We start from the raw sequence: 21,242 nt of genomic DNA, 5'->3' as shown, positions 1-21,242 counted from the left end.
CGGGCTTTGACAACGCTTCTCCTGACCACGCCGTTCGATGGCCGGCGCGGAGGGGCCGGCCGCCGCTCCGCGCCAACCACCGGGCTTTGCCGAATCAGGATCGCCGGACGGAGGTCAACCGCTGACCGTGATGTTCGAGCTTCCACTGCTCTGGTAGCCCTCGGTGGCCATGATCATGTAGTACTTGAACTGGCCCATGCTCATGCCCGCGCGCGCCCAGGCGTCGAAGTGGTTGCCGGTGGTGATGGTCCCGGAGCCGCTGGTCACCTTCGACTGCCGGACACTCCAGTACTGCTGGAAGGTCTTGGTGCCTTCCACGGAAGGGGCGTTGTACCGGGTCGTCTGGTAGATGTCGTAGGTACCGCCGTCGCTGGAGACGGTGCCCTTGTACGTACCGGTGGGCCGGTAGCTGCCCCAGTTGTCGACGATGTAGTACTCCACCAGCGGGTTCGAGGTCCAGCCGTAGAGGCAGCCGTAGCCGTTGCCCGACGGGTTGAAGTAGCCGTTGTAGCGGACTGTCCTGCGTCCGCCGGTGCTCCAGCCCTTGCCGGCCACGAAGTTGCCGCAGTTGGTCCACTGGGTGCTGTAGCTGCCTCCGCCGTTGAGCGTCATGGAGACGGAGCCGCCGCCGTCGGTCCAGAACGAGTAGTACATGCCGTCGGTGCCGGTCTGGTTGGTGGTGATGGTGGTGGCGGCGTGGGCGGTGCCGGGCAGCAGCAGCCCGGACGAGGTAGCGAGCGCGAGGGTGCCGACGCCGCCGAGGAAGCCTCGGCGGCTCACTCCGTTGTGGGGGGCGGGGTTCTGCTTGATCCGGTCCTGCTGCGTGCCGTCCTGCTGCATGCGTTCTCCCGATGAAGGCTGGTGGGGGGCGGGCGGCTCCTGCCGCCCGCGGCCTTGCCCGAACCACGGGGCGGGCCGCCCGGTCACGGCGCCGTGACAACCGACGCCGTACTCGGCCACGTGACGTGAGCGAACCGACGGCCTCCTGTCGTTCGGTGGGCCACAGCTTTCGTAGAACGCCATGCTCCTGTCAACAGTTTCGGCAGAGTTTCGGAAATCTTCCCCCTGCAAGAAGAGGGCTTGGCGGCCACTATTCTGCTGGTCATGACACCTCTCACGTGAATCGACGCGAGAGAAGAGACGAGATACGAGAGAGGCATCTCGCAATCATGTACACAGTGTCCGAAAGTTTCGAATGGCCTGGGCGGTACGGGCGTTGACACCGCTGGACCGGCGCTGCCGAAGCTCCTGCTTACTGCGACAGGCCCGTCCGGCGCCCGCTTCGCGGTGGGCGATGAGACCTACGTTCGGGAACGCAAGCGTTGCTCCCGGCAACTCCGGGCAGCACGTCCCGAGCTGGGTCTCGCCTGGCGTCTGCTGCGAGCGGGCCAGGTGCGCTGGTTAGACTCTCGGCACCCGGCTGCTCGAGGGGAAGACGCTCACATGCACATGTATGACAATCCGGTGATCAGCGGGTTCCACCCCGATCCGAGCGTGTGCCGGGTCGGTGACGACTACTACCTGGTCTGCTCCAGCTTCGAGTACTTCCCCGGACTGCCGCTCTTCCACAGCAAGGACCTTGTGCACTGGGAGCAGATCGGCAACGTGCTCGACCGGCCAGGGCAACTGCCGCTGCCTCTTCCCGGCGCCAAGGCGTCCGGAGGCCTCTACGCCCCGACCATCCGTCACCACGACGGCCGTTACTGGGTCATCAACACCAACGTCGACGGTGGAGGCAACTTCGTCGTCTCTGCCGAGCGGCCCGAAGGGCCCTGGAGCGACCCCGTGTGGATCGACCTGACCGGAATCGATCCCGACCTGGCATGGGAGGAGGACGGCACCTGCTGGTGTGCCTTCTCAGGCCCCGAAGGGGGGATCAACATGGCCAGGATCGACCCCGTAACGGGCGAGGTGCTGGAAAAGCCGTTCGCCACATGGTCGGGCAGCGGCCTCAAGTACCCCGAGGCGCCGCACCTCTACCGCATCCGCGACTGGTGGTACCTGCTGATCGCGGAGGGCGGCACGGAACGCGGTCACAGCGTGTCCGTGGCCCGCAGCCGCTCGCCGCGCGGCCCGTGGGAAGGCGCGCCCACCAACCCCCTGCTGTCCCACAGCGGGACCGCCCGCTCCATCCAGAACACGGGCCACGCCGATCTGGTCGAGGCTCCCGACGGCAGCTGGTGGATGGTGCTGCTCGGTGTCCGCCCCCGCGGCTTCACGCCCGACGTGCACGTGCTCGGTCGCGAGACGTTTCTGACCCCGGTGGAGTGGGACCGGGACGGATGGCCCGTCGTCGCGGCCGTTCCTGTGAGCCATGCGGCCCCGGGTGGTGCCTGGCACCCCCTTCCGGCCCCGTCCACCCGTGACGACTTCGACGGGCCAGCCCTCGCACCGCACTGGATCTCGCCGTTCGCCCGCCAGGAAGGCTCCTGGTCGCTCACCGAGCAGCCTGGCTGGCTGCGTCTCAGCGCCACCGGCCCAGCCCTCGACCGCCCCGGCTACACCTTTGTCGGGCGGCGCCAGCAGCACCACGACTGCCGCGTCACTGCCCTGATCGACCCGGATACAGGACGCGGTGGTCTCTGCGTGCGCCTGGACGAGGCCCACCACTACGAGGTGGAGGTCGGGGGCGGGGAAGTCCGTGTCGTCGCCCGGATCGGGCCGCTGCGCCAGACCGTGGCCCGCCGACCGGTCCCGGCCGGGCCGCTGCATCTCACCGTGACCATCCGGACGTCAGGCCTCGTTCCCGCGTCTCCCGAACTCACCGACGGAGGGACCACGGGACCCGACACCATCGCCTTCGGGCTCGGCGACCCGGATGCCCCGGACACTCAGCCGCTCGCCGAGCTGGACGGGCGCTACCTTTCCACCGAGGTCGCCTGCGGCTTCACCGGACGTGTGATCGGCATGTACGCCACCGAGGGCGCGGTCGCCTTCGACTGGTTCGAGTACGCCCCGGCACCGTCCGTGTGACGCCCGTGAGCGGTCTTCGGTCTGTTCCGACGTCGGCGGGCCGCCCCGCTGTCTCGTCCCGATACCGCCCCGGCGTGGTGCCCAACTCCCGGCAACGGTTCACTGGCAGGGTCGTCCCGTGGCGGAAGCGGATCTCTGGTCAGGCGTCCCCTCGGGCTCGCCTGCCCGGGCCAGGCTTCGGACCTGCCCTTCGTGAATGCCGCTTGCCCACTCCCAGCCGGGCTTGGGCGATACGACCCGCGGGTCGCTGGAAACCCGGGCGTCACGCAGATCCTCCACGTACGCTCGATCCAGTTTGATCCTTGCGCGTACCTCCTGGTCCCTGGCGACGGATCCGTGTCCGGGGATGAGGACATCGACGTCGTCCGCTACGCCTTCGAGCACTCCCAGCCCAACGAGGTAGTCCTCAATCGGGTCGTCGGTGTCGTCGAGCATGGGAACGAAGACGTCGGAGAGCATGTCTCCGGCGATGAGAACTCGCCGTTCTTCGATCAACAGCGCCGCGTGGCCCGGGGCATGCGCCGTATGCTCAATGATCCGCACCTTGGGGCCGTCCCAGGGAAGCAGCGCGGTTTCAGCAGGCAGGCCAGTGATGAGGCCGTACAAGGCCAACGGTGTGTCCTCGGCTATTTCCGGCGGCAGTCCCTCGGCGACGCCGGCCTTCCAGTCCGCGTTCGACAACACGTCCTGCATGAACGCCGCGCAGCGGGCTGTGCCGTAACGAGGCGCTTCGCCAAGTTCGGCATGCCAGAGCACGTGATCCCAGTCAGGATGCGTCGAGAAGCCTGCCACCACCGGCCGGCCCAGCTCACGAAGGTCGCTCGCCAGGCAGGTCATCTCGGCGCCGGTAATCCCGACGTCTACGAGTAGCACGCCGTCCCTGCCATGCACGACAACGGTGTTGTTCTCGAGCAACTCACTCTGGTGAACCAGTACGCCCTCGGCGACCTGCTTCAGCATGGGCCCTCCCGTTTGAAGACTGCGGCCGCGTCTTGACCGGCACTGGGTCGTTGGTCCCGCTCAGGGTCGAAGTCCCTGCCCGGTTTGCAGCGTCACCCTGCCAGAGGGTGTGACGCACATCAACACGACGGACGGGGATGCGCGATGGCGCCCCCCACTGCGAGGCCATCCACGGGGGCTTCTTCAGCAGCGGAAGTCGTCGACGAGGTCGACGAGGTCGGCGACTTCTTCGAAGGCGAGGGGGGGTGCGAGCCCATTCGTTCGTACGGGGCGGTGCGGCGGCGGAGCCGAAGAGTCAGGCGACGGACCGATCGTCCAGCGGTGACGACCGAAGTGTCCGGCGGAGAAGTACGCCTTGTTCGCGCGGCGTTCGACGGGCCGGCGCCGCCGTGGTCCGCCGTGGTCCGCCGTGGGAACGGATGGCGGTGTGCCGCGGATGAACGGCCCGGGCGTGAGGCCGTCATGCATGTTCGCGCGCCGGACACCGCGACGGCGAGCGGGATGCCCTGAGCATCGGAATGAACGTGCAGCTTGGTGCACTGTCTGCCGCAACGGCCGGGGCCGCCCGGTCAGCGCCCCCCCCTTTTGCCTCGCCCCGGGCCCTCAGTTTGTCCAGCACCGCCCGGTGCGGCCGACACCGGGTCGGCCTCGGTAACCGTTTTCGGCGGATTGCCGGCCCGCGCCGGGCGGTGGCCCGGTGACACGCTCTCCCCGTCCCTGACCGGCGCAGGCATCCCCCACGCGGCCGACGTCAGACACCCCTGACGTCCCCAGGAGTGCCCGGCTCGGCGGTGAGCAGTGCGGTGATCTCGTCGGCGAGGTGCGGGCCGAGCTCGCCCCAGCCCTCCTTGTAGCCGTAGACGGCGGCCAGGGTACGGGCGTCGTAGTCGCCGTTGAGTATCTCGATGTCCGTGGGCGTGATGAGCCCCGGGTGGGCGACACCGACGGCCGCCGAGAGCTTCGTCAGCTCCTTGCGCAGGGTGCGCAGGTACACGGCGGCGCGGGTGGCCTTCGACTCCGGGTCGAGTCCGCGGGCCAGCCACGGGCTCTGGGTGGCGACACCCGTGGGGCACTTGTCGGTGTGGCACCTCTGCGACTGGATGCAGCCGATGGACAGCATCGCCTCACGGCCGACATTGATCATGTCGGCGCCGAGGGCGAAGGCGACCGCGGCGTTGTCGGGCAGGCCGAGCTTGCCGGAGCCGATGAACGTCAGGTCGTCGGTCAGTCCCAGCTCGGCGAAGGTGCCGTAGACCCGGGAGAATCCCATCCGGAAGGGCAGCGACACCGAGTCCGTGAAGGTGAGCGGCGCCGCCCCGGTGCCGCCCTCGCCGCCGTCGATCGTCACGAAGTCGACTCCGCGGTCGCCGCGCGCCATCAGTGTGGCCAGCTCGCGCCAGAACTCCATCTCGCCCACCGCGCTCTTGATCCCGACCGGCACACCGGTCTCGGCGGCGATCAGCTCGACGAAGTCCAGCATCGAGTCGACGTCGCCGAACGCGGTGTGGCGCGACGGGGAGGCGCAGTCCTTGCCCTGTGGGATGCCCCGGATCTCGGCGATCTCCGGGGTGACCTTCGCCCCGGGCAGCATCCCGCCCAGGCCCGGCTTGGCACCCTGGGAGAGCTTGATCTCTATCGCCTTGACCGGGGCGCCCGCGACCACGTCCTTGAGCCTGGCGAGGTCGAAGCCGCCGTCCTCGTCGCGGCAGCCGAAGTAGGCCGTGCCGATCTGGAGGACGAGGTCGGCGCCGTTGCGGTGGTAAGGGGACAGCCCGCCCTCGCCCGTGTTCTGCATCGTCCCGGCCAGCGCCGCCCCCTTGTTGAGGGCCGTGACCGCGGCGCCGGAGAGGGAACCGAAGCTCATCGCCGAGATGTTCACCACGCTGTTCGGCCGGAACGCCCTGGCCCGGCCGCGCGGTCCCCCCAGGACCTTGGCGGACGGCACGGCATCGGGGAGGTCCGGACGGCCGTGCGTCTCGGGGAGGCGGTCGGCGAACGTGCGCTGCTTCACATACGCGCGTCCCTGCACGTGCTCGACGTCGACGTCGGTGCCGAATCCGAAGTAGTTGTTCTCCTCCTTCGCCGACGCGTAGATCCAGGTGCGCTGGTCACGGCTGAAGGGTCGCTCCTCCTCGTTGGAGGTCACGATGTACTGCCGCAGCTCCGGCCCGATGGTCTCCAGCAGGTACCGGGCGTGCCCGACCAGTGGGAAGTTGCGCAGCAGCGCGTGCTTCTTCTGGACGAGGTCGCGGGCGGCCACCAGGGCCAGTGCCGCTGCGGCGGCGGTGCCGATGCTCCGGGCGCGCATGATTCTTCCCCCTTGTCGACGGCCGGTCGCCCGCGCCGACGGTGGACGTCGTCCTGCCGTGCGGGCAGCGGTGCACGGCCGACGTCGGTGTCGGTGTCCGTTGCGGAACGCAGTGCGATGTTAGGCGGTGGACGGGAGGAGACGCGGCCCGGGGCGGCCGAGGTCCTGACAGTGCTCTGCGAGTTTCCTCACCGACCGACAGGCGTGCGATCGCCCAAGGGGTGCATTTCGGTCATTTTCGTCACGATGTCGCTCGCGATTCCCATCGGACTCTCATAAACGCTCATCACGCTTCCATCGGCCCCGGCGAGCGTTGGTCTCGCCGCACCGGACCGTGCGGCCTGTCAACGAGCGGATCAGGGAGAGCGAATGATCGAGGTTCGCGGGCTGACCAAACGCTACGGCGAGGTCCTGGCCGTAGACGATCTGAACTTCAGCGTGCGCCCCGGCGAGGTGACCGGCTTCCTCGGCCCGAACGGCGCCGGAAAGTCCACCACCATGCGGATGATCCTTGGCCTGGACGCCCCCACCGCCGGCACCGCCGCCATCAGTGGCCGGCCCCTCGCCGAGCATCCCGTGCCGATGCGGGCCGTGGGAGCCCTGCTGGACGCGAGCGCGGTACTGGGGAGCCGGAGCGCCTATCACCATCTGCTGGCGCTCGCGGGGAGCAACGGGATCCCCCGCAGCCGCGTCGACGCCGTCCTGGACGAGGTGGGACTGTCGGGAGTCGCGCGCCGGGCGGCCGGCACGTACTCGCTCGGCATGCGGCAGCGGCTCGGCATCGCGGGGGCCCTGCTGGGCGATCCTCCGGTGCTCGTGCTCGACGAGCCGCTGAACGGACTCGATCCCGAGGGCATCGTGTGGATCCGCCGGCTGATGCGGCGCATGGCCGCCGAGGGGCGGGCGGTGATGGTCTCCAGCCACCTGATGAGCGAGGTCGAGCTCACCGTCGACCACCTGGTCGTCGTCGGCCGCGGCCGGCTGATCGCCGACACCGGCATGGCGGACTTCATCGCCGCGGTCGCGCACCAGGAGGTCGTGGTGCGCAGTCCCCAGGCGGTCCCCTTCGCCGGCCGGCTCGCGGCGGCCGGAGCCGCCCTGCGGACGGGCGGGGAGGACGAACTGATCGTGACCGGGCTCGACGCCGCGCACATCGGCGCGCTGGCCGCCGCGACGGGGGTCGAACTGCACGAACTGGCGCCGCGCCAGACGTCTTTGGAGGACGCCTTCATGGAACTCACCCGGGAAAGTGTCGAATTCTCCGCCGAAGGGGAGGCCGCGTGATGAGCCGGAGCACGGTTGCCACCCGCGTGCCACGCCTCAAGCGGTCCGCGAGGCCGCGGCGCGTCAGGCACGAGGAACCGTCCACGGGGCCCGTGGGGCGTGCGGCGTTCGGTCACAGTCTGCGCGCGGAGTGGATCAGGTTGCGCACGATGCGCTCCACCCTGTACGTGGTTCTGGCCACCCTTGGCGCCGGAGCCGGTCTGGGCACCCTGAACGGATCCTCGGCGGGCGACGAGTACGCCGTGATGTCGGCCGCGGACAGGCTCACCTTCGACCCGCTGGCCACCAGCCTCAAGGGCGTCATTCTGGCCCAGCTCACCCTGGCGCTGCTCGGAGGCCTGGCCATCGCCTCCGAGTACGGCAGCCGCACGATCGTCAGCACGCTGACGGCGGTCCCCCGCCGCGGCCGGGTGCTCCTGGCCAAGGCGATCGTGGTCCTGGCGATCGCGCTGCCGACGGGACTGCTGACGACCCTCGGCGGCTTCCTCGCGGGCCAGGCGGCACTGGACTCCTCGGGTGCCCCGTACGTCGCGCTCGGCGACGCGGGGGCGTGGCGGGCGGTCCTCGGCGGCGGGCTCTTCCTGGCTCTCTCCGCCCTCCTCGGGCTCGCCGCGGGCACCATGATCCGCAGCACCACGGCCACGGTGACGACGCTCTTCACGTCGACACTGCTCGTTCCCGCGCTGGCCCCGGCCTTTCCCGGTGCGCTCGCGGACTGGGTGGCGAAGTACTGGCCGCCTTCCGCGGGCGGTCAGATCGTGACCGGATACCACGATCCCGATCTGCTGGGCCCGTGGCCGGGGTTCACCGTGATGGCGGGCTGCGTCGCCGTCCTGCTGGGCGCGGCGTTCCTCACCTTCCGCCGACGGGACGCGTAGAAGGATCGGTACGGGGGCGACCGGCAAGAACGACAGGCACGACAGGCACGACAGGCACGACAGGCACGCGCGATCACGCTACCGGAACGGGACGGACATGGCGGAACAGCTCCTGGTGGTGGAGGACGACAGCACGCTGCGTGAGCTCCTGTCCGCGAGCCTGCGACTGGCCGGCTTCGAGGTCCGGGCGGTCACGACCGGCGCCGAGGCGGTGGCCGCGGTGCGGAGCGACCCGCCCGGCCTCATCGTCCTGGACGTGATGCTGCCGGACTTCGACGGGTTCGAGGTCGTACGCAGACTGCGTGAGGGCGGACAGCGGCTGCCGGCGCCGGCCGGACCCCCGCCGGTGCTGTTCCTCACCGCCCGGGACGCGGCCGAGGACCGGATCAGCGGGCTGAGCGCGGGCGGCGACGACTACGTCACCAAACCGTTCAACCTGGAGGAGCTGATCCTGCGCATCCGGGCCATCCTGCGCCGCACCGGCGGCCGGCAGCCGGACGCCGATCTGGTCGTCGCGGACCTCGCTCTCGACCCCGAGGGCCATCACGTCACCCGCGGTGGGGTGCCGGTCCCGCTGTCCCCCACCGAGTTCAGCCTGCTGAAGGTGCTGATGGAACACGTCGGCCAGGTGCTGACCAAACGGCAGTTGCTGGAGGCCGTGTGGCACTACGACTTCGGCGGCGACGACAGCATCGTCGCCTCGTACATCAGCTACCTGCGGCGCAAGGTGGACGCCACCGAGCCCAAGCTGATCCACACGGTGCGGGGCACCGGGTACGTACTGCGCAGGCCCTCGCGGTGAGCAGGGTGCCCAGCACCCTGACGCGTCGTATCCGGGGTCTGTCGCTGCGCGGCCGTCTGCTCGTCATCACCCTGGCCCTGCTGGTGGCCGCTCTGCTCGGCAGCACCGGGATCGCCGTCGACCAGCTCCGGCGCGGCCTCGTGGCGCAGGTGGACGAGCGGGTCCGCGGCGTGGCCGAGGTGACCGCGCGGCTTCCCGTCCTGCCGGAGGTGGTCGGTGAGGACGACGCTCCGCGGGTGCGCGACGCGGTGGAGCTGCAGTGGGTGCGGGACGTCTACATCGCCTACCTGACACCCGAGGGCCGGGTCGAGCGCGTGGTCCGGCCCGCCGCCCGGCAGCCGCCCGCGCTGCCGCGACTCGACCGGGCGGAGGTCGCCGAGCGTTCCGGCGAGCCGTTCACCGTCGAGGGCGGGGGCGGCACGGGCGACTGGCGGGTGGTCGCGGTGCCGCTCACCGCCGGGCACGGTGCCCGGAGCGGCAGCGTGGTTGCGGCCGGCTCGCTCGGTGAGGTCGACGACGCCGTGTGGCACCTGGCCGGCCGCGTCCTGGTCCTCGACACGGTCGTCCTGGCGCTTCTGGGGGTCGCCGGGTGGTTCGCGGTACGGGCGGGGCTGCGGCCGTTGCGCCGTATCGAGACCACCGCGGCGGCGATCGCGTCCGGCGACCTCTCCAGGCGGGTACCGCGGCTGGCCGCCCCACGCACCGAGCTGGACCGGCTGTCCACGGCACTGAACGGCATGCTGGACCGGATCGAGGCGGGCGACGCCGCTCGCGCCGACTCCGAGCGGCGCATGCGCCGGTTCATCGCCGACGCGAGCCACGAGCTGCGCACCCCGCTCGCCGGCATCAAGGGGTTCACCGAGCTGTACCGGATGGGCGGCATGCCCGAGCGGGCCGACGTGGACGCCTCGATGGGCCGGATCGAGCGGGAGGCCGCCCGCCTCGTCGACATGGTGGAGGAACTCCTGCTGCTCGCCCGGCTCGACGAGCACGGCACCGCCGCCGCGCTCCCACTGGACTTCACGCCGATGGACCTGCGCACCCTGGCCGTCGACGCGCTGCACGACCTGCGCGCGCTGGACCCGGGGCGACCTGTCGAACTCACCGGCCTCGGTGGCGGACGGCCCGGTGCCGCCCCCGTGCTCGGCGACGAGGCCCGGCTGCGCCGGGTCACCTCCAACCTCGTCGGCAACGCCGTCGCCCACACGCCGCCCGGCACGCCGGTCCGCATCGGCGTCGGCACCGAGGGCGGGCACGCCGTCCTGGAGTTCGCGGACGAAGGTCCCGGGATGACGGGCGAGCAGGCCGAACGGGTCTTCAGCCGGTTCTACCGCGCCGACCGGGCCCGTGCCCGTACGGGAGAGGGCGGCGCCGGTCTGGGGCTGGCGATCGTCGACTCGCTGGTGCGTGCCCACGACGGCCGCGTCGACCTCCGAACGGCGCCGGGTGCCGGTGCGACCTTCCGCATCCTGCTGCCCCGTGACACGTCCGGGTGACCGGGTTCAAGCCAGCCACCCGACAGCGGTGTTCCGGCTCCGTCAGAGTTTGCCCTCCACGAGGACCGTGCGATGCCCCCCGAGCGCGCGGGAGAGACCTTCCAGGAAGCCGGGCCCGAAGTCGGGCCAGTCCCAGAACTCGAAACCGAGATGCCCGAAGGCGAAGTAGCCGTCCGACCAGGTCCACGCGGTCAGATCACCGGGGCGCAGGCAACGCGGGCAGGCGACTGCCGCGCTGCCGGTGTCGCTCCAGGCGCTGATGGCCTCGCTGAAGGGTTCCCACGCTCCCTCGATCTCCTCCAGCCGGTCGGTGCAGAAATCCGCCCGACCGGCACAATGCGGGCACACCGCGAACCTGGGTTCGCCCTGACCGCAGTTGAAGACGGTACGGCCGGTCTCGACCCTGAGTCCGTCGCTGGGCTCCCAGTCCTCCTGACCGACCGCCTTGGCCCAGGAGGGACCGGGCGGATGCCCCAACGGCGCCCCGAGGACACAGTCGGTGCGCTCGGCCAGAACTATCCCCTCCCTGATCAGCCAGTCGAGTCCGCTGTCTGCCAGGGTCTGGGCGTCCGCGTGTGTGGCGTCGAGATCGACGACGGTCTGGAAATAGTTCCCCATGCGGCAACAGTAGAAGCGGCCACCGACAGCCCGTCACGCCGCGGGCCGGCGGGGACCGAGCACTCATGGCCGTGGAGCGGAAGATCCAGGTGATCACTGGCCGCGTTCGCGGAGGGTCTGGATGCGGCCACCACCGCTGCCACCCGGGCGGCCGCGCCCGCCTCAGCGCCGGGAGGGGAGGGTGATGCCGTAGGCCCGCATCTTGCGGTAGATCGTCGTACGGGAGATGCCGAGACGCTGGGCCGCGAGCAGTTTGTTGCCGTCCGCCTCCAGCAGCGCCTGGACCAGGGTGTCGCGCTCGGACGCCTCCCAGACGCTCAGGGACCGGCTGCCCGCGCTGTGCAGGGACGGCGGCAGGTCGCCGACCTCGATCCGGTACGTACGGCGGGCCGCGGCGGCCTTGCTCAGGACGAGGCTCAGTTCGCGGACGTTGCCGGGCCAGTCGTGCCGGCGCAGCGGCGGCAGCACCTCCGGGGCGCATTCCACGCCGCCGCCGATGCGCCGCAGCAGGCAGTCGACCAGGGCCGGGAGGTCGGTGAGGCGGTGTCGCAGGGCGGGCACCGCCGCCGCTTCGAGGAAGCAGTGCCTGAGCGACTCCGGGATGCCCGTTGCACGATGCAGGGTGCCGACCACCCAGGTGCCCCGGGCCGCCGCCGTGTCCAGTGCTTCGGCGACGGCGGCTTCGTCCTCGGGGGTCACCTCGTCGGCGTTGCGCAGGACCAGGGCGCGGCCCGGTCCGGCGGGCGCCGCGCGCAGGGCGGCTGCCGGGTCCTGCCCGGCGTGCGGGGTGCCGGGGGCGGCGGCGTCCACGACGACGGGTGCCCAGGCCGCACCCGTCAGCGCGTGCGCGGCGCGGACCAGGGTGGCCTTGCCGGTGCCGGTCTCGCCGTGGAGCAGGAGCGGGGTGCGGTCCCGTGCGCAGCGTGTGACCGTGCGGGAGACCGAGTTCCAGGCCGGGTCCGTCCCGGCCAGGCCCGGCAGCGGCCAGGGTCCGGCGGCGCCGCCCTCCGTGCGGGAGCCATGGCGGAATCCGGTACGGGATGCCGTACCGGGGCCAGGGGCGTCGGCCCGGCGGTCCGTGAAGGCCAGCTCCAGCAGGTATCCGGCCGCGCCCGCGGAGCTGTCGACCTGCCGGCAGCGCATCATGACGCTCTCCCCGCCGGTCAGCCGCACTTCCCTGCGGGTGCGGGGTGCGTCCCCGAACTCGGCGGCGGCCTCGTGCAGCAGCCGGTGGTCGTCGCCGGTGAGCCTCGCCGAGGCGGCGGTGTTGGCGAGCACGAGGTCCTGACCTAGGCAGAGCACCGGCCGGTCACCGTAGTGGGTGACCTGCTGGAATGCCTCCAGCAAGGCGCGTTGGTGCGCGCTGCTGAACTCGTACATCACGCGTTCGATGTCTTCGACGGCCTCCTGCACGAGGGCTGCCATGAGGGGGCGCGCCGGACCGTTCCAGCAGGTCAGGTTCATGGCTCCCTCGACCCGCCCGGTGACCGTGTTGCGGATCGGGGCGGCCGCGCAGGAGACGCTCTGCAGGCGTTCGTTGAAGTGCTCGGTGCCCGTGACCACGTTGGGGCGGCGTTCCTCCAGCGCGACCCCGATGCCGTTCGTGCCGACGAACTGTTCGGCGTAGTTGAAGCCGGGTGCCAGGTGGACCCGGTCCAGGTGCGCCGAGAGCCGCTTCTCCCCGACGCGGCGGTCGCGCACCCAGCCGTTGCGGTCCGTCACGATCACGCTGGCGTCCGAACCCGCCAGCGCCTGTTCCAGCCGGTCCAGGACCGGTGTGGCGGCGCGTACCAGGCGGCTCTCCCGGTCGTAGTCCGGCTGGTAGGGGACGACCACCTCGTCCGTGCCGATCCCCAGGTACTTGGAACGCTGCCAGGAGTTGAGGATGCCCTCGGGCACGACCGCCGCAGGCAGTTCCGCGTTCTGAAGGAACTTCAGGCGTGCTCGCGCGATGGTTCGGTCGCGCGCTGTGCTGTCACTGAGCATGGCGCCCCTCCGATGAGCGTGTTTCCGCCATATTACGAACGCGTTTGCACCTGTCAACGGGTGGTTCGGTACGGCTTTTCCCGGCGTTCGCCGTGCCCCGATCGGGGGTGGGCCGGGTGTGTTCCACATTGAAAAAGTCGACGGCGCTCCCCGCCCGCACGCTGTTGGGCAGCACCGCACGAGAGCGCGGATGCTCACCGTCGAGCAGTCGAACCCTGGAGGACCCATGACTTCCGTCGACAACGCCACCCCCCGTATCGCCGTCGTCACCGGCGCGGCGCGGGGCATCGGCCGCGGCATCGCGGAGCGGCTGGCCGAGGACGGTCTCGACGTGGTCGTCGCCGACCTGCCCGGCATGGCCGAGGAGTTGGGCGCGGTGGCGGCCGGCATCGAGAAGACGGGCCGCCGGGCCCTCGCCGTGCACGCCGACGTGACCAGCAAGGAACAGACCGACGCACTCGTCGCGGCGGCGGCGGACCGCTTCGGCCGGGTCGACGTCTACGTGGCCAACGCCGGTATCGCCCGGGTGACCCCGCTGCTGGAGACCGATCTCGACGAGTTCGAGCAGGTCATGGCCGTGAACCTGCGCGGTGTCTTCCTCTCCTACCAGGCCGCCGCGCGGCAGATGATCGCCCAGGGCGGCGGCGGCAAGATCATCGGTGCCGCCTCGATCGTCGCGCACCGCCCCTTCGCGCTGCTCGGCGCCTACTCGGCGTCGAAGTGGGGCGTACGCGGGCTGACCCAGGCCGCGGCGATGGAGTGGGCGCGCCACGGCATCACCGTCAACGCGTACTGCCCGGGCATCGTCGGCACCGACATGTGGGACCTGATCGACGAGCGGCTGGCCGAGGAGGCGGGCATCCAGAAGGGCCAGGCCATCAAGAAGCACGCGGAGGCGATCGCCCTCGGCCGGGTCGAGGAACCCGCCGACGTCGCGGCCTTCGTCTCCTACCTGGCCTCACGGGACTCGGACTACATGACCGGCCAGTCGGTAATGATCGACGGCGGCATCCAGTTCGCCTGACTCCCGCCGTCGAGCCCTCCTGCCCCGCACCGCCGAGCGCCCACTCGGCCCACCACCCACCGCGAACCGAGGAGCAACCGATGTATTCCAAGGACGGCGAGAACTACTTCATCGTGGACGCGCACGTCGCCCTCTGGGACGCGCGCCGCGAGAACCAGCGCAACATCCACGGCAAGCAGTTCATCGACTGCTTCTACGACTACCACCGCAACCTGAGCCCGGCGTCGGAGCTCTGGCCGTACGAGGAGTTCCTGTACCAGGGCGGCGAGCGGCTGATGAAGGACCTGTTCACCGACGGGTACGTGGACCACGCGATCTTCCAGCCGGCCCATCTCGGGGCGTTCTACAACACCGGCTTCGGGCAGACCGAGGAGGCCTTCGCGCTCACGCGGAAGCACCCCGGCAAGCTCACCTACAACCACTGCTTCGACCCGCGCTTCGAGGAGGCGGGCCTCAGGCAACTGCGCGAGGACGCCGCCCGCTTCGGCCTGAAGGGCGTCAAGCTCTACACCGCCGAGTGGAAGGGCGACTCCCGAGGCTACAAGCTCAGCGACCCGTGGACCTACCGCTACCTGGACGCCTGCCGGGAGCTGGGCATCAAGAACATCCACATCCACAAGGGCCCCACCATCCGGCCGCTGGACCGGGACGCCTTCGACGTGGCCGACGTCGACGCGGCGGCCAGCGACTTCACCGACCTGAACTTCGTGGTGGAGCACTGCGGTCTGCCCCGCCTGGAGGACTTCTGCTGGATCGCCACCCAGGAGCCCAACGTGCACGCGGGGCTCGCCGTCGCGATCCCGTTCATGCACACCCGGCCCCGCTACTTCGCGCAGATCATCGGCGAGCTGCTGTACTGGCTGGACGAGGACCGCATCCAGTTCTCCAGCGACTACGCGCTGTGGACGCCCAGGTGGATCGTCGAGCAGTTCGTCGACTTCCGGATCCCCGACGACATGACGGGCGAGTATCCGCAGCTCACCGTCGCCCAGAAGAAGAAGATCCTCGGGCTGAACGCGGCCGCCATGTACGACATCGAGGTCCCGGCCGGGCTGGGCCTCACCGAGCCGGCGGTGGTGTGACATGTGGGCCGCGCAACTGGAGATGGCGGCGCGCGCCGCGCTCGACACGGTGTACGACCCCGAGCTGGACGAGCCCGTCACCGACCTCGGCTTCGTGCGCTCACTGACCGCCGAGGACGGCCGCGTCACCGTGCACCTGCGGCTGCCGACCTCGTTCTGCTCACCGAACTTCGCCCACCTCATGGCCTCCGACGCCAAGGACGCGCTCAGCGCCCTGCCCGGTGCCCGGGAGGTCACGGTCCTGCTCGACGACCACCACGACTCCGATCTCATCAACCGGGGGCTGGCCGCCGATGCCGGGTACCGCGGCACCTTCGGCCACGAGGCGGAGCAGGACCTGGAGGAGCTGCGGGGCATCTTCCGGCGCAAGGCGCACACCGCCGCGATGGAACGGGCACTCACCGCGCTGCTGCGCGCCCGGCCCGCCCTGACCGAGGAACAGCTCGGCGACGTCGTCCTCGGCGACCTGCCGGACACCTCCGCCACCCGGGCACTGCTGCGCCGCCGCGCCGCCCTCGGGCTCGGCACCGCCCCTGCCGACCCGGCCCTCGTGGACGACGACGGCCGGCCCTGCCCGCCGGGGGAGATCCCGCTGCGGCTGCGGTTCGCCCGCTCCGTACGCATCTCCATCGACGGCAACGCCCACTTCTGCCGGGGCCTGCTCCGTACCCGGTACCCGCAGTCCGGGGCCGACCAGTCCGCGCGCCCGGAGGAGTTCCCCGCGGGCGGGAAACCCGTGGGGGCCGGGGAACCCGTACCCGCGGGTGAGCTCTTCCGACTCACCGATCCGGCGAAGGAGAACGTCTCGTGAAAGCAGTCCAGGTGGTGGGCTACGGCAAGAACCTCGAGATGGCCGAGGTCCCGGCCCCCGAGGTCACCGGCCCGTACGACGTGATCGTCAGGATCGGCGGCGCCGGGGTGTGCCGTACCGACATCCACATCCTGGAGGGGCAGTGGGCCGAGAAGTCGGGGGTGGAGCTGCCCTACACGATCGGTCACGAGAACGCCGGGTGGGTGCACGCGGTCGGCAGCGCCGTCACCAACGTGTCCGAGGGCGACAAGGTCATCGTGCACCCGCTGATCACCTGCGGGCTGTGCCGGGCGTGCCGGGCCGGTGACGACGTGCACTGCGAGAACAACCAGTTCCCGGGCATCGACACCGCGGGCGGTTACGCCGAGTACCTGAAGACCTCCGCGCGCAGTGTCGTACGGCTCGACGACTCCCTCGAACCGGCGGACGTCGCCGCTCTCGCCGACGCGGGCCTCACGGCGTACCACGCGGCGGCCAAGGCGGCCCGGAGACTCCGGCCGGGCGACCGCTGCGTCGTGATCGGCGCGGGCGGTCTCGGGCACATCGGCATCCAGGTGCTGAGGGCCCTCACCGCCGCCGAGATCGTCGTCGTCGACCGCAATCCCGACGCGGTCGACCTGGCCGTCTCCGTCGGGGCCGACCACGGTGTCCTCGCCGACGGCGGCCAGGTGGACCGGGTGCGCGAGCTGACCGGCGGGCACGGGGCGGAGGCAGTGATCGACTTCGTCGGTGAGGGCGGCTCCACCAGGGACGGCGTCGGCATACTGCGCCAGGCCGGCGACTACCACGTGGTCGGCTACGGCGAGAACATCGACGTCCCGACCATCGACATCATCTCCGCCGAGATCAACTTCATCGGCAACCTCGTCGGTTCCTACAACGACCTGTGCGAGCTGATGGTCCTCGCGGCGCGGGGCCGCGTGCGCCTGCACACCGCCAAGTACTCTCTCGACCGTTTCCAGGAAGCCCTGGACGACCTGGACGGCGGCCGCATCCGGGGCCGCGCGATCCTTGTCCCGTGACCCGGCCCGGGGTGACGGAGCCCCGAGCACGAACGACGAAGGAAGCAAGACCTTGATCTTCATCACCGCGAAGTTCCGTGTCCTGCCCGAGCATGCCGACCAATGGCCGCAGGTGGTGGAGGAGTTCACCCGCGCGACGCGTTCCGAACCGGGATGCCTGTGGTTCGACTGGTCCCGCAGCCTCGACGACCCGACCGAGTACGTCCTCGTGGAAGCCTTCCGGGACGACGAGGCCGGCGCGGCCCACGTGGGCTCGGCGCATTTCAGGGCGGCCCAGCAGACGCTGCCGCCCCACCTCGCGGCGACCCCCAGGATCGTCAACGCCAACGTGCCCCAGGACGACTGGTCGCTGCTCGGCGAGATGGCGGTCGACGCGGGCTGACGCCGACGAGCCTGACAGGGGGGCGACAGCCGCTCGTACGGCTGCCGCCCCCCTGTCGCCGTCAGCCGATCTGCTTGATCACCCGGGCGGGCACTCCCGCGACGACGGTGCCTGCGGGGACATCACGTGTGACCACCGCACCGGCAGCCACCACCGCACCGGCGCCGATGGTCACCCCCTGCGTGATCACGGCGGCCGTTCCGATCCAGACGTCGTCCTCGACGACGATCGGGGCGAAGGAGAGGTACGCGCGGCGCTCGGCCAGGGGCAACGGATGGCCTCCGGTGATGAGGCTCGCCTTAGGGGCGATCATGACTCCGTTCCCGACACGGATGCCTCCCTTGTCCATGAAGGTGCATCCCTGATTGACGAAGACGTTCTCCCCGAACGTCGTGTTCAGTCCGTACTCGGTGAAGAACGGCGGGTAGATCGTCACCGATTCCGGCAGCGGACCACCGAACACAACGGAAAGTAGTTCCGAACGACCTTCACTGTCGCTGAACGGAAGCACGTTCAGTCGAGACGTCGCATCGGTCACCTCCACGATCCGCTCCACATGACGTGCGAACTCGGGCGTGCGGACATACATGACCTGCTCTGTGCGGGTAGACATGCGACGATCCCACCACCCCGCAGAACCTTCCATCAAACAACCATCACCACAGCGGACACAACCCACAGTTGTGGAAGTAGGCTGAACAGCGTGGATGTGGAAGCACTACGGACGTTCGTGGTCGTCGCTGAGGCCGGCCAGTTCCAGGCTGCCGCCGACGAACTGGGCATCAGCCAACAGGCGGTCTCCAAGCGGATCGCGGCCCTGGAGAGGCATGTCGCGGTCGCACTCCTGGTGCGCAGCTCCCGAGGCTCCCGGCTGAGCCTGGACGGGCAGGTCTTCCTGCCGCACGCCAAGCGGGTCCTGACGGCCGTCGAGCAGGCCGAGCGGGCCGTCGACCCCGGGAGCCGTCCGTTGCGCGTCGATGTCCTCAATCGGCGCATCTCCCCGGCGCAGGCCGTCTACCGCTTCTACCGCTCCCGCCCCGAGACGGACCTGGACGCCGTCACGCTGGACAAGGAGAACGCCGTCCAGGCCGCCCGGGCGGTGCTCGAAGGGGTGGTCGACGCGTCCTTCCGTGCCTTGCCGGCCGACCAGGTCCCGACCGGGATCAGCGCCGAACGACTCCTGGACGAACCCCTGGAACTGCTGGTCGGCCCCGGCCACCCGCTGGCCGACGCGCCCCGGATCAGCCCTGTGGACCTGGCCGGCCACCGCATCTGGATCCCCGGGATCAGGCAGGGCACGGAGTGGGCCGCGTTCTATCAGGCACTGTCCGAGGCCTTCGGCCTGAGCATCGACGCGCTCGGCCCCAACTTCGGTGACGAGGCCCTGATGGACGCGCTGGCCGACTCGGCCTCACTGGCCACCCTCGTCGGGCGTGGAGACCGGTACCTGTGGCCCCGAAACCACGACCTGCGGCGCATCCCGTTGCACGACCCGACCCCGGTCTACCCGCACGTGCTGCTGTTCCGCACCGGAGATCAGCACCCCGTACTGACCGCGCTACGCGACCATCTGCGCACCACAGCCCCGCGCACCCCGCACGACGCGTGGACGCCGGACCGGACGGGGCACTGGGCGAGTGCCCCCTAGCGCCGGGTCGGTTCGTGGCGTTCCGGCGGATCACGCTACGGATCTCCGGTCCGGACCCGGAACAGGATGCCGTACACCACCGGACGGTGGTCACTCCACCGGCTCCCCGACCACCCGGCGGGGGCGGGTGAACCTAGTCCCTCCGTCCTGCGAGCCTGTCCAGGACGTCCGCGACCGGGGTGGGATCCAGAGGGCCGACGTGTGACGCCCCGGGGAAATTGTGCACGCGGAACCTGTTGCCGGGTGTGGACGCGTCGGCTTCCGCGATCATTCTGTCCTGGAGCGCGGTGGCTATCGTACGGTCCCTGCCGAAACGCAGGTACGTGCGGGGAATGCTCCCCCAGGTGCGGGCCCGGCCGACCGCTCGGCCCGCATAGGCGGCGACGGGCTCGTCGGTCTGCATGCCGGCCAGTATCCGGCGGAAGTCGGCGTCGGGGTAGTCCGCGCAGATCATCTCCTTCAGGAGGGCCAACTCACCGCTGACACCCGTACGGAAGTTCAGCCGCAACACCCCGAGCCGGTCGGGGTCACCCACCGTCAGCTCCACCGGGCTGACGGCGTTCGCGTTCTCGGGTGCCGCCGTGCAGGCGTCCGCCGTGGGCAGGACGCGGCTGGGACAGAAGGCCGCCATGTAGCAGATGTGGTGGAGCAGGTGCGGAACGGCGTCGCCGACGCGGCTGACCGACACACCACCCAGGCTGTGCCCGACCAGCACCACCGGACCGTTCCGTGCGGCCTGCCGCACGATGCCCGTGACGCGCGCCTCGTAGTCGTCCAGCCCGAGGCCCTTCAGCGGGGAGGGCTCGACCGCCATCGCCTTGAGGTCCTGCCGCTGGTACGACTCCGCCACGAAGGCCTCCGCGCCGTGCCGGGGCTGGTCCACCATGACGACGCGGTGGCCGCGCAGCACCAGTTCCCGCGCGATCGGAATCCAGAACGCGCCGGCGCTGTGGGTACCGTGCACCAGCACGTACGTCACGAGCCCACGACCCGGGGCCGCCGCGGCCGGCGAGGTTCCGAGCCCGGTGGCCAGTGCCATGCCCCCCACTGCGAGTCCCAGCCCGCGCAGCGCCGTCCGCCGGGTGGCACCTTCTCGTTCTTCGTTCGTGTGATTCATCATGAACACAACGCTATGAACGGCCCGTTCGCCCCACCAGCGGTCCAGCACCCCCACGGGGGGTGGACCCAGAACCACCCTCCCGTGCGGCTCTCGGGGCCCGACCCGTGCGCCGTGAACGACCGGACCGACGGCTACGGGCAGTTGGTCTTTTCAGGGTTCATCCGCTGGTCGTGACGCCGGTCCGGTCAGCCCGTACAACAGCAGGTCCGTGAGGGTGTCGATGACGTGCTGGTCGTCTTCGACACCAGGGGGCGTGAGCACGGCGTAGTTGAGGGTGACGAGCATCGCGCCGATCGCCGCCGCGATGAACTCGGGGTCGCCGGGCAGCTGGTGTCCGCGCTCGACCAGGTACTCCAGATGCTCCCGAATGGTTTCCGTCTGCTCGCGCAGGTCGCGCCAGGCCCGGCCCGTGCCTGGGTCGTCGGCCACCATCGCCTGAAACAGTGCGAGCGTGACCGGGCGGTTCTGCCGCATCACCGTCCACGCGACACCGACGTGGTCGCGCAGCTGGTCGCGGTCGGTCAGGTCGTGATCGCGGGGGTGCTCCAGGCCAACCATGCCCTCGTCTATCGCACCCTCCATCTCGGCGAGGAGCGCCTGGAGCAGCTCGTCCTTGCCGGCGAAGTGTTCGTAGAACGAGCCGGTCGAGCGTCCTGCCGCGGCGGTGATGTCGGTGATCTTCGTATTGAGGTAGCCGCGATCGTTGAACAGCCCCCGCGCCGCGTCCAGCAGCGCGGCACGGGTCTGGGCCGCCCGGACCTTTCGGCTGGTGGTACTCGCCTGCGGCATGTCGTCCTCCATCGGCTGTTGACAGACACCAGCGTATCGGAACACACTTTCACCGAAAC

Annotated in this window: 19 protein-coding genes and 1 pseudogene; 11 read left to right on the top strand and 9 right to left on the bottom strand. The window is 70.4% G+C overall.

The annotated features are described in order from the left end of the window. Positions 1-114 precede the first annotated feature (114 nt). Positions 115-840: a glycoside hydrolase family 11 protein gene (locus tag ACFYZ3_RS28895; protein ID WP_388523565.1), complete on the bottom strand. Its 726-nt coding sequence runs from the start codon at positions 838-840 to the stop codon at positions 115-117. Between the two features lie 603 nt (positions 841-1,443). Here ACFYZ3_RS28895 and ACFYZ3_RS28890 point away from each other — a divergent pair. Next, a complete protein-coding gene (locus ACFYZ3_RS28890; protein WP_388523562.1) occupies positions 1,444-2,973 on the top strand; it encodes a glycoside hydrolase family 43 protein in 1,530 nt (509 codons plus the stop codon). Between the two features lie 99 nt (positions 2,974-3,072). Here ACFYZ3_RS28890 and ACFYZ3_RS28885 read toward each other — a convergent pair whose 3' ends face one another. Together ACFYZ3_RS28885 and ACFYZ3_RS28880 are read right to left on the bottom strand one after the other, a co-directional pair. Then, positions 3,073-3,933 carry an MBL fold metallo-hydrolase gene (locus tag ACFYZ3_RS28885; RefSeq protein WP_388523559.1) on the bottom strand — a complete coding sequence of 287 codons (861 nt, stop codon included), beginning with the start codon at positions 3,931-3,933 and terminating at the stop codon, positions 3,073-3,075. A 751-nt stretch (positions 3,934-4,684) separates the two neighbouring features. After that, positions 4,685-6,241, bottom strand: coding sequence for an FMN-binding glutamate synthase family protein (locus tag ACFYZ3_RS28880; protein WP_388523556.1), 1,557 nt, complete (start codon positions 6,239-6,241; stop codon positions 4,685-4,687). Between the two features lie 369 nt (positions 6,242-6,610). Here ACFYZ3_RS28880 and ACFYZ3_RS28875 point away from each other — a divergent pair, with 369 nt between their 5' ends. From ACFYZ3_RS28875 to ACFYZ3_RS28860, 4 genes are all read left to right on the top strand, one after another. Next, positions 6,611-7,525, top strand: coding sequence for an ABC transporter ATP-binding protein (locus ACFYZ3_RS28875; protein WP_388523553.1), 915 nt, complete (start codon positions 6,611-6,613; stop codon positions 7,523-7,525). A gap of 149 nt (positions 7,526-7,674) precedes the next feature. Beyond that, positions 7,675-8,403, top strand: a complete 729-nt coding sequence (locus tag ACFYZ3_RS28870; protein ID WP_388523550.1) for an ABC transporter permease — start codon at positions 7,675-7,677, stop codon at positions 8,401-8,403. Between the two features lie 97 nt (positions 8,404-8,500). After that, positions 8,501-9,205 (top strand): response regulator transcription factor, encoded by a 705-nt coding sequence (locus tag ACFYZ3_RS28865; protein ID WP_361001330.1) that lies wholly within the window; start codon positions 8,501-8,503, stop codon positions 9,203-9,205. Positions 9,206-9,210: 5 nt separating this feature from the next. After that, entirely contained in the window at positions 9,211-10,701 is a 1,491-nt protein-coding gene (locus ACFYZ3_RS28860) for a sensor histidine kinase (RefSeq protein WP_388523546.1), read from the top strand. 42 nt (positions 10,702-10,743) lie between these two features. Here ACFYZ3_RS28860 and ACFYZ3_RS28855 read toward each other — a convergent pair whose 3' ends face one another. Both ACFYZ3_RS28855 and ACFYZ3_RS28850 read right to left on the bottom strand, forming a co-directional pair. Beyond that, positions 10,744-11,319 (bottom strand): hypothetical protein, encoded by a 576-nt coding sequence (locus ACFYZ3_RS28855; RefSeq protein ID WP_388523544.1) that lies wholly within the window; start codon positions 11,317-11,319, stop codon positions 10,744-10,746. Between the two features lie 162 nt (positions 11,320-11,481). After that, positions 11,482-13,305 (bottom strand): sigma-54-dependent Fis family transcriptional regulator, encoded by a 1,824-nt coding sequence (locus ACFYZ3_RS28850; protein ID WP_388523541.1) that lies wholly within the window; start codon positions 13,303-13,305, stop codon positions 11,482-11,484. A gap of 226 nt (positions 13,306-13,531) precedes the next feature. Here ACFYZ3_RS28850 and ACFYZ3_RS28845 point away from each other — a divergent pair, with 226 nt between their 5' ends. From ACFYZ3_RS28845 to ACFYZ3_RS28825, 5 genes are all read left to right on the top strand, one after another. Then, entirely contained in the window at positions 13,532-14,329 is a 798-nt protein-coding gene (locus tag ACFYZ3_RS28845) for an acetoin reductase (protein WP_282089389.1), read from the top strand. A gap of 80 nt (positions 14,330-14,409) precedes the next feature. After that, positions 14,410-15,411: an amidohydrolase family protein gene (locus tag ACFYZ3_RS28840; protein WP_388523538.1), complete on the top strand. Its 1,002-nt coding sequence runs from the start codon at positions 14,410-14,412 to the stop codon at positions 15,409-15,411. A 1-nt stretch (position 15,412) separates the two neighbouring features. Next, complete coding sequence (locus tag ACFYZ3_RS28835) at positions 15,413-16,222, top strand: iron-sulfur cluster assembly protein (RefSeq protein ID WP_388523535.1); 810 nt, start codon at positions 15,413-15,415, stop codon at positions 16,220-16,222. Then, the gene (locus tag ACFYZ3_RS28830; RefSeq protein WP_388523532.1) at positions 16,219-17,244 is read left to right on the top strand and encodes an NAD(P)-dependent alcohol dehydrogenase; all 1,026 of its coding nucleotides are present in this window, start codon (positions 16,219-16,221) and stop codon (positions 17,242-17,244) included. Before ACFYZ3_RS28835 ends, ACFYZ3_RS28830 begins: the two co-directional genes overlap by 4 nt. A 52-nt stretch (positions 17,245-17,296) precedes the next feature. Continuing rightward, positions 17,297-17,626: a putative quinol monooxygenase gene (locus ACFYZ3_RS28825; protein WP_388523529.1), complete on the top strand. Its 330-nt coding sequence runs from the start codon at positions 17,297-17,299 to the stop codon at positions 17,624-17,626. A gap of 61 nt (positions 17,627-17,687) precedes the next feature. Here ACFYZ3_RS28825 and ACFYZ3_RS28820 read toward each other — a convergent pair whose 3' ends face one another. Then, a complete protein-coding gene (locus ACFYZ3_RS28820) occupies positions 17,688-18,215 on the bottom strand; it encodes a DapH/DapD/GlmU-related protein (RefSeq protein WP_388523755.1) in 528 nt (175 codons plus the stop codon). A 114-nt stretch (positions 18,216-18,329) separates the two neighbouring features. On the opposite strand from ACFYZ3_RS28820, the gene ACFYZ3_RS28815 reads away from it, so the two are divergent. After that, positions 18,330-19,274, top strand: a complete 945-nt coding sequence (locus ACFYZ3_RS28815; protein WP_388523527.1) for a LysR family transcriptional regulator — start codon at positions 18,330-18,332, stop codon at positions 19,272-19,274. 38 nt (positions 19,275-19,312) lie between these two features. On the opposite strand, the pseudogene ACFYZ3_RS28810 reads toward ACFYZ3_RS28815, so the two are convergent. The 3 genes and pseudogenes from ACFYZ3_RS28810 to ACFYZ3_RS28800 all read right to left on the bottom strand — a co-directional run. Beyond that, positions 19,313-19,404 (bottom strand): annotated as a pseudogene (locus tag ACFYZ3_RS28810) (IS5/IS1182 family transposase); the annotation flags it as partial. 3 nt (positions 19,405-19,407) lie between these two features. Continuing rightward, positions 19,408-20,400 carry an alpha/beta hydrolase gene (locus ACFYZ3_RS28805; RefSeq protein WP_388523524.1) on the bottom strand — a complete coding sequence of 331 codons (993 nt, stop codon included), beginning with the start codon at positions 20,398-20,400 and terminating at the stop codon, positions 19,408-19,410. 144 nt (positions 20,401-20,544) lie between these two features. Further along, on the bottom strand, positions 20,545-21,195 hold the full coding sequence (locus ACFYZ3_RS28800; RefSeq protein ID WP_388523521.1) for a TetR/AcrR family transcriptional regulator: 651 nt from the start codon (positions 21,193-21,195) through the stop codon (positions 20,545-20,547). Between the last annotated feature and the right edge of the window lie 47 nt (positions 21,196-21,242).

This window comes from Streptomyces sp. NPDC001599 (assembly GCF_042893535.1).
Taxonomy (GTDB): domain Bacteria; phylum Actinomycetota; class Actinomycetes; order Streptomycetales; family Streptomycetaceae; genus Streptomyces.
This window is presented reverse-complemented; position numbering and strand designations above follow the sequence as displayed.